Consider the following 17,588-nt stretch of genomic DNA (forward strand, 5'->3'; position numbering starts at 1 on the left):
CGCTCGCCCCGCGTTGAGCGAAAGTGCGCCGAGGGCGTTTTAGGAAGCGGGCGCCGCGTTTTGCGGGCGCCTTGAGAAATTGGTGGCGCGCCTGCGGCGCTTTCTATGAGGTGTCGACCTTTCGGTAGACGCTACGGAGTTGACCTGCGAATGAACTTGGGTTTGCGAACGCTCCCGTAGCGCGGAGCGAAAGCTCCGCACCTCATAGATAGCGCCCAAAGGGCGCGCCACCTTATTTGCCAAGGCCCCATTACGCGCCCACCAGGTCCATCAGTTCTTGCTTGCTGTGAACGTCGAGCTTCGTGTAGATGTGCTTCGTGTGGCTGCGCACGGTGTTTTCCGTCAGGTACAGCGTTTCTGCGATGTAGGACTTCGTGCGGCCCTTGCACAGCATCTTCATGACCTCGAGCTCTCGCGGCGTCAGGCCGCGTTCGGCGCCGATGGCATCGCAGCGCTCGTCGATGCTGCGGTGATCTTGCGGCGCGCTCACACGTTCGCCAGACAGCTCGGCGAAAATCCACTTCGTATCCTGGTCGCGCACTTCCAGGAAAAACGTACCCACCATGGCCAGCGCAAACATCAGCAGCGTGGTGAACGCGATTCCAAAACTGCCCGACGAAAACCAGCTGGAATGCACCGAGCCCGCCGCAAATGAAGCAGCGTACACCGCCCAGCCCACGCCGATGACCACGTTACGGTCAGCCTTCGCGTGGCGGGCGATGTCGATAACCGTCAGCCACGTGAGAAGCACCAGCAAATCCCATGCGCTGCTTTCCACGCAACGAATGACGGTGATCTGCGGCAACAGCGCCTGGCTGAGCACATCGAGGGCCAGCACCGTCAGTACGATGCGCCACAGCTGAGCGAAGTTGAACGCGCGGTTCGCACCAATCACCACCGCCAACACCACGCCCGAGATAAGCACCTCGAACGCCCGGCCCAGCAGAAATGCGTCGGCCGCCGCGGCGCTTTGGTTGCCGAACGACGTACCCACCAAAAACGCGGTAACGTAGCTGAGCACCGCCGCCGCAACCGCCACCTTCCACAGACCGCGTAGGTTGTGGGACTCAAATCGCACATCGGCCCGCCCGCCGGCAGGCGCGTCAATGAGCGCCATGCGGCACAACAGCACTGAAGCCACGGGCAGCGCCATAGTGATAGCGCACATAAGCGGGAAGGGGCTGAAGTGTGCCGCGCACTTCAGCACCGACGCAGCAATGTTGCCAATGAACAGGCAGCCAATAGCCATGCGCAAGTTCACGCCCGTGTAGAAAGCGCCCCACTGCAGGTACAACCAGCCCAGCACGCACGAGCATACGATGGTGGCGGGGTACTCAAGCGCGTCAAGCGCGGGCGTGACGCTAGAGAACAGCAGCGCGGCGGCGCCGAAAGCGCCGGCCACCGCGGCAACGTAGCCTGCCGCCGGCGACTCCACGAACGCGGGCTTGCTGCGCGCGATGAAGCCGAACGCCACCATAGCAACAGCCAACGCGAAGTAGGAAACCTGCCACGAAAGCTGGCCGGTGGGCGCTTCGCCGCCGGCAGCGTTGATAAGAAACGCCCACGCCAGCGTGCAACAAATGCCAATAGAAGCCAGGCGCGGCTTGGCGGCCGGCTTGGCGGCAGCGCTGTCCGCCTTCTTCTGGCCAGCCTTCGACTTGTCGGCTTGCACAGTTCGCGCGCGCGATGCCTTTGCGCTTTGAACGCTCTCTTTTGCCATGCCGCTCCCCTCTTCCCTGCTTGTTTTAGACGGCATCATAGCATGCTGAAGTAAGGTCGAACCCCTAATTCAGTGACTATTTTCCTTATCTATACGAAAATTTGCCGCTATATTTTTTCACAACGCCCCAAAACCTCGCAAATGTGCTTAAGCGCAAACCACTTTGGTAAGCATTCGCTTGACCTGCGCAAACAACCTTCTCACCCGCTTCGGGTAGGAGCGATTTCACCCGTTTTTGCGCATGGGAAGCCCCAGCTGCGGGTGAAGATGCCCGGTCGGCAGCCGCGTAACGTGCTCATCAGCCACGAACGTGGGAACAAGAATTCACGGAAAGGGACGAAGATGGATTCGATGGCCGATCTGAACCTGACGCAATCGCGTCGCAGCTTCATCAAGGCAGCGGGCGCAACCCTGCTTGCGGGCACGGCCGCCGCAGCACTTGGCGGATGCACGGCAAAGGGCAAGGAACCCAACAAGAACAACTTCGCGCAATCTATCGGCGAGATCGACTGGGACGAAGAGACCGACGTGCTGATCGTCGGCGGCGGCCTTGCCGGCCAGGCGGCTGCGGCAACGGTGGCCACCGAGGGCAACGGCGCCAAGGCGCTGTTGCTTGAGAAGGGCGCGCTGGTGCTCGGCGACGGCGACAGCCCGTTTTCCGCCGGCCGCGTGCTGTGGACCGACGACGAGCACGCCGAAGGCTTCCGCCAGTACCTCTACGAGCTGCGCGGCGAGATGGACAACACGCCCGACGCGGTGCTCGATGCGTTCGCCGAGGGCATCCACGAGAACCGCAAGTGGCTGGAAAGTCTGCCCGGCTTCAAGGAAGGCTACTTCAAGGCCACGGAGCACTTCCACCCCGGCACCGGCGACACGTGCTACCCCGAGTATGCCGAGCTGCCGCACGGCTACAACCTGGGCGTGCTGTTCTTCAACGACGAGAAGTACGACCACGTCATCAAGTTCGTGAACTCCGTCATCGCCGACGACCCGAACATCACGCACAAGCTGAACGCCCCGCTGACGGCGCTCATCCAGGACCCCGAGAGCAAGGCCATCCTCGGCGGCGTGTACACCTACGAGGGCCAGACCGTGTACGTGAAGGCGAACAAGGGCGTCATCATGTGCTGCGGCGGCTTCGAGAACAACAAGCAGATGCGCGCCGACTATCTGTCCGCCGCCACCGCGCGCTGCATCGCCGGTCGCATGAACACCGGCGACGGCCACTACATCTGCGCTCGCATCGGCGCCGACATGTGGCACATGAACAGCTGCGCCGGCATGTGGACGAGCGTTTCGCCCATCGAAGGCGAGGACGTGACCATGCGCACGCCGAAGCAGTACGGCATCACCGTTGCCGAAAACGGCCGCCGCTTCTTCATGGACTGGGATTCCGACCACGAGCACGACTGGGAGGTCATCGACCAGAACCCGCTCAACATCAACGTGGGCAGCCGCCACGGCCACATGCAGTTCGGTGGCGAATGGCCGCACCTGCCCATGCCGAAGACCACGTGGTACATCCTGGACGACGAGGGCTACAAGAAGATGATGGCCTACTCCACCGCCCCGAACTTCGAGCCGTCCAGCGAAGGCTACGGCTTCACCGCCGACACCATCGAGGAGCTGGCGGACAAGGCCGGCATCAACAAGGCCGAGCTGGTGAAGACCGTCGAGCAGTGGAACAAGTACTGCGAAGACGGCTATGACCCGGCGTTCTTCCGTCCGGCTAAGACGCTGACCCCGATTAAGGGCGCCCCGTTCCATGCGTGCCACTGCTCGACCACGATGCTCAACACCGACGGCGGCCCGCGCCGCAACGAGCATGCGCAGATCCTCGACCTTAACGGCGACGTGATTCCGAATCTGTACAGCGCCGGCGAATTCGGCAGCGTGTGGTGCGACATGTACAACGGCGGCGGCAACCTGGGCGAATGCTGCGCGTTCGGCCGCATCGCCGTCCGAAACGTGCTGGGCATCGCTTAAGGGCGCGCCCGTATCGAAAGGAGATAAGCGATGAGCGAATCGCAAGGACCTAAGCGCGCGTGCGAGAAGCGCAAGCGGCTAGGCATCACGCTCGGGTGCATCGTGGCTGTGTTGGTGGTGGCCGGCGCCGGCTTCATGGTGTGGCACGAGCAGCCCAGCTTCTGCAACGCCATCTGCCACGACCCGATGGATCCCTACCTGCCCACGTTCGAGGCCGTACCTGGTCAGCCGGCCACCGACAAGTGGGGCAACGAGGTGGAAGACGCCGGCAGCATGTTGGCCGCCGTGCACAACCAGGTGGGCAAGACCTGCATGGACTGCCACGTGCCGCAGCTTGACGAGCAGATGACCGAGGGCACCGAGTGGATCAGCGGCAACTTCGACAGCCCGCTTGACGAGCGCACGGCCACGCAGCTGGTGGAGGCACGCGGCCTTGAGAACTCCGACGAGTTCTGCATGAATTCGAGCTGCCACCCCTACACCCGCGACGAGTTGGAGAAGAAGACGGCGTGGATGGGCAAGATCAACCCGCACACGCCGCAGCATGGCGAGCAGAAGTGCACCACGTGCCACAAGGCTCACCGCGCCAGCGTGAACTACTGCTCGCAGTGCCACACCGACGCCGTAGTGCCCGACGGCTGGCTGAGCTACACCGACAGCAAGCTGCTCGAGGAAGCCGCCGGTATAACCGACGAGCAGTAGGTTGCTGGCGAAAGCGACCGCAAGCGAGCCGCTTCGAGTAATGTAGCAACAACAGCGTTCGACACAGGCGCACAAACGCGTAACCCGCAGGTCAGGAATTCCCACCTGCGGGTTTCGCGCATTCAGAGGCCAAGCAAGGTGCGACCGACCAAGGCGATTCACCCCCATAGCCCACCCGACCTGTAACAGATTTTTACAGTTTTGGCCCGAAACTGTAAAAATCTGTTACAGGTTATGAAACACCTATCAAACCACTCGCAAGGAACCTACCTTTTCTTCAACGAAATTGAGGAAGTTCCCGGTTGGGATATTGCTGCGCGACGCATCGTCGATACCGAAAGAATTGCCATGTGCCGTGCGCGCTAGCCCCCGTAACAAGCGACGGCCTGACCAGGGCGCTTGAGACGGCAGTGTACCTAGAAATGAGGCGCCGCGCGTCTTCACGAGTGGGGTCCATTGCGTTGCTGAAGTTGAAATCCGGTAAGGAAATAGACTTCATCGAAGGCGATGAAGCGTTTGGAATTGCCTACGAGCTGATACAAGTGTCCTTAAACATGGAAAACAAAGCTACGCGCCAGCGCGAAGTCTCCGCGCTGCAAGAAGCCATGTCACGCTTCGAAAAGGACGCCGCAACCATAGTTACACTCGACGAAGAATCAAGCATCAACATCCCCGAAGACGTGATTCACGTAACGCCAGCCTGGAAGTGGTTGTTGGGGTAGATCAAGCTTTTATTTCTAGCTGGACAAAATGTTACATCTCAGAACCCATTTTCCTATTGGCCCAATTCAATCGGAATCAATACGCGAAAGCGTAGTTCGGCAATCCCCGCCTGGGTGAATTCACTCAGGCGGGGACGTGAGGAAGAAATCTAGCACTTGCTTCGCTTTTAAGCGTTACAGCAAACCCGCCGCTCGATCATCATAAATCGCACCTAGCTCTGAATTCACGTACTCTTCCTTGAGCTTTGAAACAAATGCCGCACTCGTAAACAGCTGATATACGAGCACCGCAGCTCCACCGATATCCAAGCATTTAGGATTGCTAGTTACCGTTGATTGAACGATGCTGCTAGAAGTTGCTATTGCGTTCGATATCAACAATATCTTTTTTGTCCTTACTTGGTGCATTTTTGTTTCAGTGTCTGATTCATTTTCGTTGTCAGCAAACGTGCATGCATGAAGTGACGCCACAAGCCAATTGATAAAAACTGTAAGACCTGTTTGCACGCCAACTTTTAGCAAATCTCCGGTGCTAATGTAGGAAGTCAGCTTTTCCGCATGCGCTTTATCTAGGACAAGGTTTGCGAAAGGAATCTGAATTCCACATGGCGTATATAAATCCGTCCCGATATGAATCAGCTGTTTTATCAACGCGCAGGCTGCGGCATCAGGCTCGCTGACGACCCTTCTCCCCGCGCTAATCAACATCTCGATCGTCCCAACCGGTTCATCTATCTGAGGGTTCCTTCCGAAGACATCATATTCAACAATATGCGTAACGGGAATACGTGCACCAATGCCAAATGCATTTATTTCTTTAACGCACGTAATTGTATTCGTCATAATGTTGGACGTTCCAAATATGAGCCCAAGAATAGGATCATGCCCCAACGTTGCAAATCGATGGTTAGCTCCTTTAAAAAGCTTAAAATTTGTTTCTTCATAGCGAGTCGCATCGTATGGAACCCCTCGAGCATTCAGAATATGCTCTTTGGAAGCATAGAGGCGACCAGAACTGTGACCTTGACTGTCAAACCGATTGAATAAGTCTTCCTGAGCATTATGAAGAAACGTCTCCTTCGAGTTGCTTTGTCCTGCAACTTCGACTTCGGTCAATGCGTTTATCACGAGCACACGCATTACCTGCACGGCGGTTGCGCCAATAAGAAAAGCCGCGTCGGCATCCTGGAGCTTCGTCTTCTCTTTGAATTCGCGGTTAACTCGATCGAGGTGTTCGCCATATTCCCGAACAGATTGCTCAACGGCTTTTGATGCCCATTCATTATTTACCGTAACGCAAGCAACCCTAGCAGCAATGTAGTCTGCGAAAAGACGGTTTGCGTGCTCTTCTTCTTCGGTAACCTTACCATCTGCTTCGATAGCAACCTGTATCTGCTCAGCAATAGAATCAAGAGAGACGATACTTACCTTATCCAAGCGTTGTTTTACATCATCAAACGAAACGTCATCGTTATCGGCAATTAACTGGATTTCTTCTTTCGCATTCTCGGGTAGACCACCATCAAGTTTTAAATAATCGAGGCCATCCCGCAACCAAGCTTCCTCGTCTTCGGAAAATTCACCGTCAACCTTAAGGAAATAGCAAAGCGTACATACATACGCGTATATAAAATTGTATCTTTTTTCGCCAGCGAGGTAAGCTCCTTGTTTAATTCCGTCGCGAAACCCAGAAATGCGTTCTCTTTTCAATCGAGCAGAAAAAGAGTTCTCCTGGATGGTTTTGATGCCCGCATCGATAGCGCCACCAGCAGCAGAAGCCGCCTGCCCTGCCGCACCCGCAACGCTATGCGCAACTTGGGATGCAGTAGACGAAGCCACCCCGGCAAGCCCGATAGCGACTTTTCCAGCATCGCTTTCCGCAAATGCTGAACCAGCAGCAGTAAGGCCCTGAGCAGCCGTGTTGGCGATTTCTTTTGCCGCTTTTCCAGCATCCGAGGATGCCACGTTCTCCCCAACAACCGAAACACCTTCAGCTACCGCACCGGCAACTTTTCCTGTAGCTTGCGCGGCCTCTCCCGTCGCATTCACAATTGCATCCCCAGCTACAGAAGCGGCACCGGCAATAGTTTCACCGGCTGATGAAGCCGCATCCGAGATAGCACCGCCAGCGGCCTTAGCTGCGTCCTCGGCAGCCTTTCTCGCATTCTCTGCTGCTTCTGCTGCTTTCCCGAGCACGTTCCCGATATCAAATCCAAATCCCATAGCCAATCCTTTCCCAAAGATGACGCTGCATCAGCTTACTCCCCCTGCGGTGCCTGCGGGAGTGCGGCGAGGGTTTCTGCTCGTTGCTGTTCGATGGCTTCTGCAATCTCGTCGTGGTAGGTTTGGCGGTTTTGAGCCTCGTCAGCTTTGAGCAGCGCGTAGTCGATGCCGGTCCCGATTGCTGCGCCGGCAACGAAGCCCGCAGCGTTGCCGACAACGGGCGCAACGCTTCCAGCAGCGCCGCCGATTGCCGACGATGCCGTTTTCACCCCCAGGGACCTCGCCAACGTCGTCACCATCTTCGCAATCGCTTCTTTCCCGACAACGCGATCGAAAACCTTCTTCGCGATGTAGCCGCCAGCCGCACCGCCCCCGACGCTGGCAATGATGCGCTGGTTATCTTCCATGAGCTTTTCCGACGGCTGCTTTATTTCCGTAAGCCGTTTCGGGTCGAACTCGGCCGGCTTCCGAAGCCAATCGGGAACAGTGGTCACCTCGCAAGCCGCAAGCCGCGTCTCGAGCTCCTCCTGCAACTTGGCGGCCAGCTCAGTACACGTTTGCATCTCGTCGTTAAGCTCGGAATCGTCGATGCCCTCGGCAAGTGACGCGGCCAGCTGGTCTTTCAGCTCTTCTTCAAGACTGCCGGTAAAGGTGCGGATGACGCGCTCATAATCCGCCGAAAGCGAATAGTACCAATCAAGGTAGTTGTCGATGTTCTGAATGCGCTTGTCAAACGACGCGTTGATCAGGGGAACAAGCGTATTTTGCACACGATTGGTCAGCTCGGACGACTCGCTAGCCATATCGGCCAGCACCATTTCGACAGCTTCTTGATCGTACGTCTTGCCATCGATCATATACACCGCGACGCCGATTTGATCCTGCACGAATTGCTTTCCTTGCGAAATGCCCTCGATCGACTCGATTTCAGCAGCTTTCGCCTCGGCCCCCAAACCTGCCGCCAAAGGAACAACCGCAAGAACGATAGTCAGCACAATCAGCCCAACTTGCGGCTTGCGCTGCCGGAGGCTTTCTTCCAGCTCGTCAACATCGGCAAGCGGAAGGAATAGCTCGTAAACGCAATCGGGCATCATGCACGCGCAAAGCAGATTGACGAAACCGCCAATCGAAAACACCGTGAGCAAAACCTGCGCGCTAACGTAGCCGCTCCACGATGCATCGGCAACATGCGAAAGCAAGCAGGTCAGCACCGTATCGGTATAGGTGGTCAGCAACCCCGCATCGGCCAGCAGCACCGAAGAGGATTCGCCGAAGGGATTTTCGTTTGCCAAAAAGGATTCGAGCACGCTATTGAACTGAGGCGCCGGCGTATTGGCAAAGACAACGGCAGATGCGACGCCAATCGCCAACGTGAGAAGCACTCCGCCAAGTACGAGCGTACCGGTTTTCTCGAAAGCCAGCTTGAACTCATGCGCCGAAATCTTGTTCGCCAGCATAAAAACGAACGGGCACGCTGCGGCGCCGACAAGCGCAATTGCCCATTCGGCCTGCCCCCAACGAACAACAGAAAACAGTAGCCCGACCATTGCCGCAAGGGACAAGACGAACGATACAAAAATGCGAACGGCCTTGCCGCGTGTAGTTTTCGCGAAAAAGCCCGTTTCGCTCAGCAGGCTGCGATTGTGCAGCTTGGTGGCGAAGAGCACATACGCAAACGTAGGGGTTGCAATTGCTGTCAACAAGGCCAGCACAAGCGAGAACGCAAGCATCGACAGAGTATTCGCAAACTTCGCGAAACAGAACAGAACCGTAATCAGGACCAACGCGCCAAGTGCGTATCGCGCATAGAATCGTGCACTTGCTTCCAGTTTTGCGCTCCCAGATAAATGATGCATCTCGCCTTCTTCCCTGCACACAAACAGATGCGCGTTGCTTCCCGTTCCCTCGACACCGCTTCCCGTGCGGTTCGTTTGGGCGTTTGCTGGGTGACTTGCTATAGCAAGTCACCCTAAACATTGTAGCTTTTACGATGCGCTTATGAATACAGACGAGCGCAGAAAACGGTTGGGCGAGCGCATAAAGGCGCTACGGGAACAGCAAGGGCTGTCCCAGCGCAAGCTTGCTCTGATGATTGGCTCGAATCAAACGCACATTTGGCAAATCGAAAACGGCACCGTGAACGTGGGCCTCGACATCCTGTGCCGCCTGGCCGATGCCCTTGAAGTGAACGTGCGCGACCTGATCGACTTCTAGCCGGCACAAACCCCGGTATTTCCACCCCCCCCCGAAAGGCTTACGCACGCGCCGGCCGAGCCAAATCAGGCCGACACTTTCGCATCGGCCCGTATCCAAAACTTTCTAGCTCATAGATGTTCCTCGAATTGCGCAGGCATCAGGAATTCAGCTTGACAACTTTCAGGTCCAGCGACTTCACACTTTGGCTGCTCACAAGGTTGTCGTATTCCGTGCCGTCGGCTTTCTTGCTGAACTCCATGGTGATCATGGTGTTCGGCTGCATGCTTTGCCCAACTACCACATAGTCAGCCAGAGAATCCTTGTCATCAAGCTCAATGTAGCTTCCATCGCCGGATAGCACATTCATCGTGATGTATCCGCTACCGTAATGGTCAGCAAGGGAGCCTGCCATGCTGATATATCCGCACGATGCGAGATTGCGCCCAACATAATCCCGCAGCGCACGCGTGTACTTATCTGGCGAGGAATCAATTGCAGTCATGCACGGTGCCGTAGCGTCAGCTTCCCCAATTTTCTTTACCGCAAGCACGACCTCTTCCTGAGACTCGCTTGCCACGAGATTGTCGTATTCGGTCCCGTCTTCCTGCTTCAGAAATTCAAGCTTTATCTCGGTATTGGGCTTGAGGTTTTGATCGTAAACAACGTACTGCTTCAAGCTTTCTTCGTCCGTCGGGTTAATGTACGATCCATCCGCGCTGACGTACACAATTCCCAGGGTACCGTCACCATATCGGTCGTGACGCAACTCATCTAAAGCGGTATAGCCAACAGATGCCGCGTTCATCCCGCGATAGTCTTTGACGTACCACGTGTACTTATCGGGAGAAGGCTTAATCGATTCGCTTTGTTGAACAGCCGTTTCCTGCTGAGCCTCGCTAACTTTCTGCTCGACGTTCGATTGCTGGTCTTGAGGTGCGGCACAACCCGCAAGCGTAAGAGCAAGCGCAAGCATTGCGGCGCTTGTTGCAGCGATAATCGCCTGTTTCATAATGGTTCCTTTCATTCGTAATCCTTATAGCCGCGAACTAATGAAGCGTCCGCAAAAGCAGCTCGTAAGTTCCCGGTCCAAGCCAAACGTCAACGACCACGGACATACCGGGTGCAGTAAATGCCCAGTTCAGAATCTTCTTTGCGGCAACATGCGCCACGTTGTAGCGTTCATGGATACTGTCAATCGCGCCAGCAAGCGCAAGCGCGGCGCGCTCTGATGCTTCAGAAAAATGAGCGGCTCCCGCAAGCGGCGCAAAAGAGCGAAGCAACCACCCGCGACAGGCAACACGGTCGGCATGCTCATCGATCTGCTCTGCCTCTTCGTCCGCCATCTTGCGAAGGGCCTCAATCACCTGCGCATCGATTTCGTTCTCGACAAGCTCGCCAGCCAACAACGGTTCTGCACCCTGCGAAGCCATCAGCAACGCTCGTGCGGCCAACAGCTGCCCAGCAACCTCTTCTTGTTGCTCTTTCAGCCTTGCTATGTGCACGGCCAACAGCCCGGGCTCCGCCTCGCTTCCGATTGCTGGACGCTTACGCAATTTATCGCCAATTTCAGGAAGACTCAGCCCCTGCTGCTTTTCCAGGCGGACCACGAACAGCGTGGCGACATCACATGCGCTATAGGTTCTTCTTCCCCACGTACTGTCCTGGGGTTTTATAATGCCAAGCCCTCCTTTCCCGCTGTAGCAGCAGCGCTGGATGTCGCGCCGCGGCAAGCCTGTCAGGCGTTCAATCTCCGAAATCGTCCAGCCACCGTGCTCGTGTGCGTTGTTCATCTGCCGTCCTCCCGAGTTCCAGCAAATCTGTTCAACGCTTGAACAGCAAGCGGGATTCGGCGATGAACTCGCGAGAGTGTCCTCTGCTTTGATTTCCCGTACTTTAGGCGGCGATGCGCTTGGTGTTCGCATATGCAGTCCTTTCCTAGCGACTTCGGCCCAAGGGCCCTTTCGCTATAGGGCGTGCAAAATCTGCGAATACGGTCCAGCCGGGCGCCAAGGAGGAAGGCACAGCAAATAATGTTCAGCTTTTCGAAAAAGTGGCCACTGTTGGGCAATATCCCGAGAAGCTGAAGGAATTTGGGACAAACAGCGAAACAGCTGAATGAGTGTTTTCGCCAGTCACCGCCAGGGCGAAACTGAGCATCAAAATATGTAATCAACGAAGGGATTCTTGGAATAGGCGATAAGAAATCAGGGCGATCAAACAGGTGAGTAGAAATCAGCCATTCAGAATCTCAAAATATTGCCCAACAATGGCCATTTTTACGAGTTCCTGAACTGCCGAACCACTCCAGCAAATCGTGCAAGAATCTTTTGCAACCGAAATGCAACTTGACCGGAAACCATCGTCAACCGAGAGGCACTAAGCATAAATGCATGTAACGAACGCGGGGTTGAGCCGAATGCTCAACCCCGCGTTTTCTGCTTGCGTCCGAGTCGGTTGGTCGCTTGAACGCAAAGTCGAAACAGTTGACAGTTTTGTTTCGCTACGTCGATTCAGTTGACGGAAGAGGGAATGCTCGGCTTCCGTTAGCCCCACACTTCTTCGGCGATTTCGCGCACCAGAGCCACTTTCGCCCACTGTTGCTCTTCGGTGAGCTTGTTGCCGATTTCGCAGCTGGCGAAGCCGCACTGGGGCGACAGGCACAGGTTCTCAAGCGGTACGTACTTCGCCGCTTCATGGATGCGGTCGATGACGGCTTGCTTGTTCTCAAGCTCGGCGCGTTTCGTGGTGATGAGGCCCAGCACCACCTGCTTGCCGGCCGGTACGCTGGCCAGCGGCGCGAAGCTGCCGGAGCGCTCGTCGTCGAATTCCAGGAAGAAGGCGTTGACGTGCTCGTTTGCCAGCAGTGCATCGGCCACGCCGTCGTAGCCGCCCTCGCAGGCCCACGTGCTGTGGAAGTTGCCGCGGCACACGTGCGTGTTGATGCGCAGGTCGGCCGGCGCTGCGTCGAGCACGCGGTTGTTGATGCGCAGCAGCTGCTCCTTGATGCGCGCAAGCCCCGCCTGATCCGTGCCGAAGAACATCTCGGCCTTCGGGTCTACCAGGCAGCCCCACGAGCAGTCATCGAACTGCAGATTCCGGCAGCCGGCTGCGTAAAGCTGGCTGATGAACTGGCCATATGCAGCAACGATATCGTCTTCAAGCGCGACATCGTCAGCGTAGTGCGCCTCGGTTGCTTCGCGATTCATGGGCATGATGAACTGCTCGATGAACTGGGCGGGCGCCGGGATAGTCAGCTTCGCCGTGGTCTGCTCGTCCTCGAATTGCGCCACGAAGCGGTAGTGTTCGACGAACGGGTGCTCGGTGGTGAGCACAACCTTGCCGGTCAGGAACGTGTCGTCGATTTTGGCAGCCTCGTCGTGGAAGGGTAGGCCGTCTTTCGTGGCGGCATGGCCGATGCCATCGAACGCCCACATGAAGTCGAGGTGCCACGTGGCGCGGCGGAACTCGCCGTCGGTGATGAAGCGCAGGCCGGCGGTCTTCTCTTTTGCAATCAGGTCGGTGATGCATTCGTCCTCGACCGCTTTGAGCGCTGTGGCGTCGAGCGTGCCGGCGGCGAAGGCCTCGCGCGCCTCCTTGAGCTTGGCGGGGCGCAGGAAGCTGCCGACAACGTCGTACTTATTCGGTCCGCAATTCGTCATGAGGGTGCCTTTCATCTGGTGTTTCATTGGCTCTGCGAAACCAAGGCTGGCCTACGGCGGGATTGGGACAGAAGGTCGGAATCCGCTCTGATTTCCCCGTATGCGGGTTTGCCTTGCCCAGAGCCTTTGGCTTGTGGGCTGCTTGCGTCGTGGACACGGCGGTGGCTTTTGCACCCGCGCCGCACTGCTCGAGCACAAGCGATATGGAATCGATTTCACGAGCAAGCAGTATGACTCACCTTTCCATTCTTGTGAAATAGCAATCTTGTTGAGTCTTCCATAGCTAAAAACTATGGAATACAGCGGGAGCACGGCGCGCCCTTCGATGACTTCGCATGGCAGCTCCAGGCGGGGGCGCAGAAAGTATTTCATCTGTCGAGAGTTGTTACGCAAGGCGCTTGTCGAGTTCTGAGGGTTGCCGGGCAAAGTGCGTATCGGCTGTCGAAAGTTTCCAGGTAAGATGCGTTTCGGCTTTCGAAAGGTGCCGGGCTTATATGTAGACGCGCATCGTACGCGCAACGCAGAAGCGCCAAAATTGGCAGAATCATTTCGGGCAGCGCTAAACAACAGGGCAAACTAATAGCGAGAAAGCTCCACCGCCGCAAACAAGAACTGGCATTTGCTTCGATTCGCCCCTTCACCAGCTCTTTTGCCCGCGCTTCCCAATCCTTAGGCAGTCGATCTTTAGCGAGCTGCGTTAAAACAGCGTGATGGTAAATGTGCGCTCGAAGGTTTGGCCAGGCTCAAGCAGCGTCATGCCGGCCTTGTGCTCGAACACGTCGTCCTCGTTGTCCGCGGTGGTGTGACCGGTCCAGGGTTCAAGCGCCACGAACGGCGCGTCGCCGGCGGCCGACCACACGCCGATATAGTCGAAACCCGGAAAATCCATGCGCACACCGTGGTCGCTTTTCGTGCCCGCAAGCGTCAGCGTGCTTCCCGGGACGTGCGAGAACATAAGCGCGTCATGGTCGAACGTGGCGTGCGTCAGCGGCAGCGCGTTCGCGCCGAGCGGGCACTCGAAGGCGTCCTCCCAGCTCATAAGGCCATCAGGTCCAATCACCGGCACCGAGCACGTCCAAGGTTCGGCGAAACGCAGCTCGTAATCCTCAAACGATTCGCCCTGCGCACCGGACAGCGGCACGTTGAACGCCGGATGCCCGCCCACGCAAAACGGCAGCGTGACGTCGCCGGTGTTCGTAACGCGAAACGTCTGCGAAAGCGAGGCGTCTCCCGCAACGGCGTACGTCATGTTCAGCGCGAAACGGTACGGGTACGCCGCGCGCGTCTCCGCCGAGTCGCGCAACTCGAACGTCGCCGCACTTCCATCGGCTGCCCGCTCCACCACCGCATGCTCGAAGTTGCGCGCGATGCCGTGGCGTCCCATCTTGCACGGGCCCGCCGCCGACTGCGCGCACCCGCCGCGCAGCGACCCCACAATCGGGAACAACACCGGCGCTCGGCGCGCCCAAAACCGCGGGTCGCCTTGCCACAAGTATTCGCGCCCCTCAAGCTGCAGGCTCGAAAGCTGCGCGCCCAACGGATCGATAGCCGCCGCAACGCGCCCGCCGCGAATTTCAACCAGTTCAGACATGCAAGTCCTTTCGTCTCACCCAGTCATCGCATCTCGCAATACCACGCCCCACGAGCTGCGACAATCAAAAAGTCGAAGCGTTCTCATCCAAAGAATATCCGCCATTCGCGTCGCAATAGCAAGCGCTTCCAGATTGCAGATTCCTGGCGCATCGGGCACACCGCAGCAAGCAGGCGCGCACTACTTGCGTCACTCCTACAATCCGCTGCCCATCAGCCGGAATGTGCGCCCCTTGTAGTCGATAACGCCCTCTTTTCGCAGCGCCGACAGCTCAGCCGAAAGCGTGCTGCGATCAACGCCCAGGTAGCTGGCCAGTTTCTCCTGCGTGAACGGAATGGCGAACTCGGGCGTGCCCGCAACGGTTTGCTGCACGGAAAGGTACGCAAGAATCTTGCCACGCACGGTTTTCGGCGCCATGGCCATGGCGCGGCGGTTCATGGCGATGTTCTTGTTCGCCATGGAAACCAGCAAGTTGCGCACCAATGCGCCGTGGCACGCGCATTGCCGCTCGCACGGATGCAGCACGCGAGCGGCTTCAAGCGTTGCCACAGTGCTGTCGGCGTCGGCCACCACGTCTACATCCAGCACGCCTTCCTTGCCGCACGCATACGCAACGGCGAACGGCTCACCAGGGCCAACAGACTCAAGCACGCTCACGTTGCCCCACGCATCGGGCATCTCAACATGAAGCCGCCCCTCAAGCAGCACGCCAACGCGCGTTGCCACCTGGCCCGCCCGCATAACGCGCTCGCCACGGCGATACGCCCGCCGCGACGCACCAAGGCACGGCAGCATAGCATCAACTTCTTCCGCAGGAATGCCCCTGAACAGGGGCGCATCTGATAAACGTGCAGGCATGACAAACTCCATCCAAAAATGTCGGTTCTAGAACATTTTGGCCTTCACGAGTATTTTCTGCAACTTTTTCGAAGCAGAGGGGCAACGTTGCGCTATCGCAGACCCAATATGCATGTCATCATCATCGGTAGTTACAATTATTGCATCGTTCGTTACCGACGACACAAGTTCAACCTCGCAAAACCTTACCAAAGCAAGCGTCAACGGCGAGATTCTGCCCCTCTACTTCGAATTTTCGACATTTTTCGCCAATCCAATGAAAAATGGGCAGTCAACGCCAATCCTGACAGTTAAAAGGGGCGGTTGCCGTCTGCGGCAACCGCCCCTGAAAAAGTTCACCACGCAGCGCAAACCTACGCAGCGCGCATACCGTTAGCGAACAGGCTGCCGCCGCACGCGACAGGCACTTCGTTCCCCCCTACGGGCGCTTCGTGCCGCAGTTGCTGCAGAAGGCGCCGGTGTTGTGCGCGCCGCAGCTGCAATCCCAGCCATCAGCGGCGGGCTTGGGCTGTCCGCAGTTGCCGCAGAACTTGCCGGTGTTCTTCGCACCGCACGAACACGTCCACTCGCCAGCGGCCACCGGCTCGGGCTTCGGGCTGCCGCAATTCGGGCAGAACTTGCCCGTAGACGTAGCGCCACACGAGCACGTCCACTCACCCGCACCCGCGCCGGCCGGCGCACCCGTCGGCGCACCCGGCGTGGCAAAGCCGCCGCCAGCGGCCATGGGATACTGGCTCTGCGGCACGCCGCCATCGGCCTGCCCGAAGATCGACTGCGCGTTCATGCCGCCCGCGCCGGCCGCCATGCCCATGCCCATGAAGCCCACCGCAGCGCCGGCGGTGTTGCCCGCCGCCGTGCGCATGGCATCGGCCTGCGCCGCCGTCAGGTTCGCCGCGCGCATATTCGGGTCGCGCATAACGGCGGCCTTCTGCAGATCCTTGATCATCTGCTCGTCCTCGGGCGGGATGCTGATGGAGTTCACGGCGAAGCTGACCACCTGGATGCCGCGCGTGGATGCCCACTTGTCCGCCAGCGCGTCGTTGAGCGCGTCCACCAGCTCCATCGTGTGCGCCGGCACCGCCGAATAGCGCACGCCCATGGCCGAGATCTTCGCGAACGCGGGCTGCAGCGCCATGAGCAGCTCAGACCTCAGCTGCGCGTCAATCTTGTCCCGCGTGTACACGTCGTCCACGTTGCCGCACACGTTCTTGTAGAACATCAGCGGGTCGACGATGCGGTACGAATACTGGCCGTTGCAGCGCACGGACAAATCGGTGTCCAGCCCGATGTTCGCGTCAACCACGCGGAACGGCACCGGCGTGGCCGTGCCGAACTTGTTGTCCATGATTTCCTTCGCGTTGAAGAAGTACACGCGCTGGTCGTTGGCCGCATCGCCACCGAATGCGAAGCGCGCGCCCACGCGCTCGAACGACTGCAGCACGCGGTCTTTCAGCGTGGCGTCGCCGAAGAACAGGCTGGGCTCGGTGGACTTGTCGAACACGTATTCGCCGGCTTCGCCCACCGCGTCCACGATGGCGCCCTGCTGCACGATGATCATGTACTGGCCCTCGTTCACCGCGATGATCGAGCCATCGGAGATGATGTTGTCCTCGCCCTTCGTGTTCGAGCTGCGGCCTTTGCTCGACGTGCGCTTCTGGCCCTTCGCCACCAGCACGTCCGCCTCAAGCGCATCGCAATAGAAGTAGTCGCGCCAGCTGTCCGCCAGAACACCGCCGAGCGCGCCCGCGCCCGCTTTCAAAAGACCCATGGTTCTCTCCTATTCCTTCGGGCGCCTTCGCGCCTTGAAACCGTTATCGAATATCGGCCAGCCGCCGCGGGCAAACCGCTGCCACGCCATGCCAACGAGTGGCCGCGCAAGTCGCCCCAAATTGCAGCCGGCCCGTCCGATGCAGAACATACTTATACCGAAG

At 58.0% G+C, this 17,588-nt stretch carries 13 protein-coding genes; 4 read left to right on the forward strand and 9 right to left on the reverse strand.

Translation table 11 applies throughout. The annotated features are described in order from the left end of the window. Positions 1–250: 250 nt before the first annotated feature. Positions 251–1,720 carry a response regulator transcription factor gene (locus tag ACWI6D_RS04755; protein ID WP_449133847.1) on the reverse strand — a complete coding sequence of 490 codons (1,470 nt, stop codon included), beginning with the start codon at positions 1,718–1,720 and terminating at the stop codon, positions 251–253. 342 nt (positions 1,721–2,062) lie between these two features. On the opposite strand from ACWI6D_RS04755, the gene ACWI6D_RS04760 reads away from it, so the two are divergent. The 3 genes from ACWI6D_RS04760 to ACWI6D_RS04770 all read left to right on the forward strand — a co-directional run bounded on the left by ACWI6D_RS04760 (position 2,063) and on the right by ACWI6D_RS04770 (position 5,130). After that, positions 2,063–3,706 carry an FAD-dependent oxidoreductase gene (locus ACWI6D_RS04760; protein WP_449133848.1) on the forward strand — a complete coding sequence of 548 codons (1,644 nt, stop codon included), beginning with the start codon at positions 2,063–2,065 and terminating at the stop codon, positions 3,704–3,706. A 30-nt stretch (positions 3,707–3,736) separates the two neighbouring features. Continuing rightward, entirely contained in the window at positions 3,737–4,408 is a 672-nt protein-coding gene (gene cgr1 / locus ACWI6D_RS04765; protein ID WP_449133849.1) for a cytochrome c-type protein Cgr1, read from the forward strand. A 461-nt stretch (positions 4,409–4,869) separates the two neighbouring features. Beyond that, positions 4,870–5,130, forward strand: coding sequence for a hypothetical protein (locus ACWI6D_RS04770; RefSeq protein ID WP_449133850.1), 261 nt, complete (start codon positions 4,870–4,872; stop codon positions 5,128–5,130). Between the two features lie 174 nt (positions 5,131–5,304). On the opposite strand, the gene ACWI6D_RS04775 is transcribed toward ACWI6D_RS04770, so the two are convergent. Further along, entirely contained in the window at positions 5,305–7,353 is a 2,049-nt protein-coding gene (locus tag ACWI6D_RS04775) for a hypothetical protein (protein ID WP_449133851.1), read from the reverse strand. 35 nt (positions 7,354–7,388) lie between these two features. Continuing rightward, entirely contained in the window at positions 7,389–9,230 is a 1,842-nt protein-coding gene (locus ACWI6D_RS04780; protein ID WP_449133852.1) for a hypothetical protein, read from the reverse strand. A gap of 121 nt (positions 9,231–9,351) precedes the next feature. On the opposite strand from ACWI6D_RS04780, the gene ACWI6D_RS04785 reads away from it, so the two are divergent. Continuing rightward, the gene (locus ACWI6D_RS04785; RefSeq protein ID WP_129424789.1) at positions 9,352–9,567 is read left to right on the forward strand and encodes a helix-turn-helix domain-containing protein; all 216 of its coding nucleotides are present in this window, start codon (positions 9,352–9,354) and stop codon (positions 9,565–9,567) included. A gap of 139 nt (positions 9,568–9,706) precedes the next feature. On the opposite strand, the gene ACWI6D_RS04790 is transcribed toward ACWI6D_RS04785, so the two are convergent. The 6 genes from ACWI6D_RS04790 to ACWI6D_RS04815 form a co-directional block, all read right to left on the reverse strand. After that, entirely contained in the window at positions 9,707–10,573 is an 867-nt protein-coding gene (locus ACWI6D_RS04790; protein ID WP_449133853.1) for a hypothetical protein, read from the reverse strand. Positions 10,574–10,595: 22 nt separating this feature from the next. Continuing rightward, on the reverse strand, positions 10,596–11,339 hold the full coding sequence (locus tag ACWI6D_RS04795) for a MerR family transcriptional regulator (protein ID WP_449133854.1): 744 nt from the start codon (positions 11,337–11,339) through the stop codon (positions 10,596–10,598). A 753-nt stretch (positions 11,340–12,092) separates the two neighbouring features. Next, positions 12,093–13,208: a 5-methyltetrahydropteroyltriglutamate--homocysteine S-methyltransferase gene (locus ACWI6D_RS04800; protein WP_449133855.1), complete on the reverse strand. Its 1,116-nt coding sequence runs from the start codon at positions 13,206–13,208 to the stop codon at positions 12,093–12,095. A gap of 697 nt (positions 13,209–13,905) precedes the next feature. Further along, complete coding sequence (locus ACWI6D_RS04805) at positions 13,906–14,799, reverse strand: aldose 1-epimerase family protein (protein WP_449133856.1); 894 nt, start codon at positions 14,797–14,799, stop codon at positions 13,906–13,908. Between the two features lie 195 nt (positions 14,800–14,994). After that, the gene (locus ACWI6D_RS04810) at positions 14,995–15,657 is read right to left on the reverse strand and encodes a Crp/Fnr family transcriptional regulator (RefSeq protein WP_302718312.1); all 663 of its coding nucleotides are present in this window, start codon (positions 15,655–15,657) and stop codon (positions 14,995–14,997) included. Between the two features lie 418 nt (positions 15,658–16,075). Beyond that, complete coding sequence (locus ACWI6D_RS04815) at positions 16,076–17,425, reverse strand: SPFH domain-containing protein (protein WP_449133857.1); 1,350 nt, start codon at positions 17,423–17,425, stop codon at positions 16,076–16,078. Positions 17,426–17,588: the final 163 nt, after the last annotated feature.

This window comes from Senegalimassilia sp. (genome assembly GCF_977052095.1).

Bases quoted from the DNA above. Each gene is read 5' to 3' on its own strand.
- ACWI6D_RS04815 (WP_449133857.1), bottom strand. From the start codon at position 17,425: ATGGGTCTTTTGAAAGCGGGCGCGGGCGCGCTCGGCGGTGTTCTGGCG.
- ACWI6D_RS04810 (WP_302718312.1), bottom strand. From the start codon at position 15,657: ATGCCTGCACGTTTATCAGATGCGCCCCTGTTCAGGGGCATTCCTGCG.
- ACWI6D_RS04800 (WP_449133855.1), bottom strand. From the start codon at position 13,208: ATGACGAATTGCGGACCGAATAAGTACGACGTTGTCGGCAGCTTCCTG.
- ACWI6D_RS04775 (WP_449133851.1), bottom strand. From the start codon at position 7,353: ATGGGATTTGGATTTGATATCGGGAACGTGCTCGGGAAAGCAGCAGAA.
- ACWI6D_RS04790 (WP_449133853.1), bottom strand. From the start codon at position 10,573: ATGAAAGGAACCATTATGAAACAGGCGATTATCGCTGCAACAAGCGCC.
- ACWI6D_RS04755 (WP_449133847.1), bottom strand. From the start codon at position 1,720: ATGGCAAAAGAGAGCGTTCAAAGCGCAAAGGCATCGCGCGCGCGAACT.
- ACWI6D_RS04805 (WP_449133856.1), bottom strand. From the start codon at position 14,799: ATGTCTGAACTGGTTGAAATTCGCGGCGGGCGCGTTGCGGCGGCTATC.
- ACWI6D_RS04785 (WP_129424789.1), top strand. From the start codon at position 9,352: ATGAATACAGACGAGCGCAGAAAACGGTTGGGCGAGCGCATAAAGGCG.
- ACWI6D_RS04760 (WP_449133848.1), top strand. From the start codon at position 2,063: ATGGATTCGATGGCCGATCTGAACCTGACGCAATCGCGTCGCAGCTTC.
- ACWI6D_RS04795 (WP_449133854.1), bottom strand. From the start codon at position 11,339: ATGAACAACGCACACGAGCACGGTGGCTGGACGATTTCGGAGATTGAA.
- cgr1 (WP_449133849.1), top strand. From the start codon at position 3,737: ATGAGCGAATCGCAAGGACCTAAGCGCGCGTGCGAGAAGCGCAAGCGG.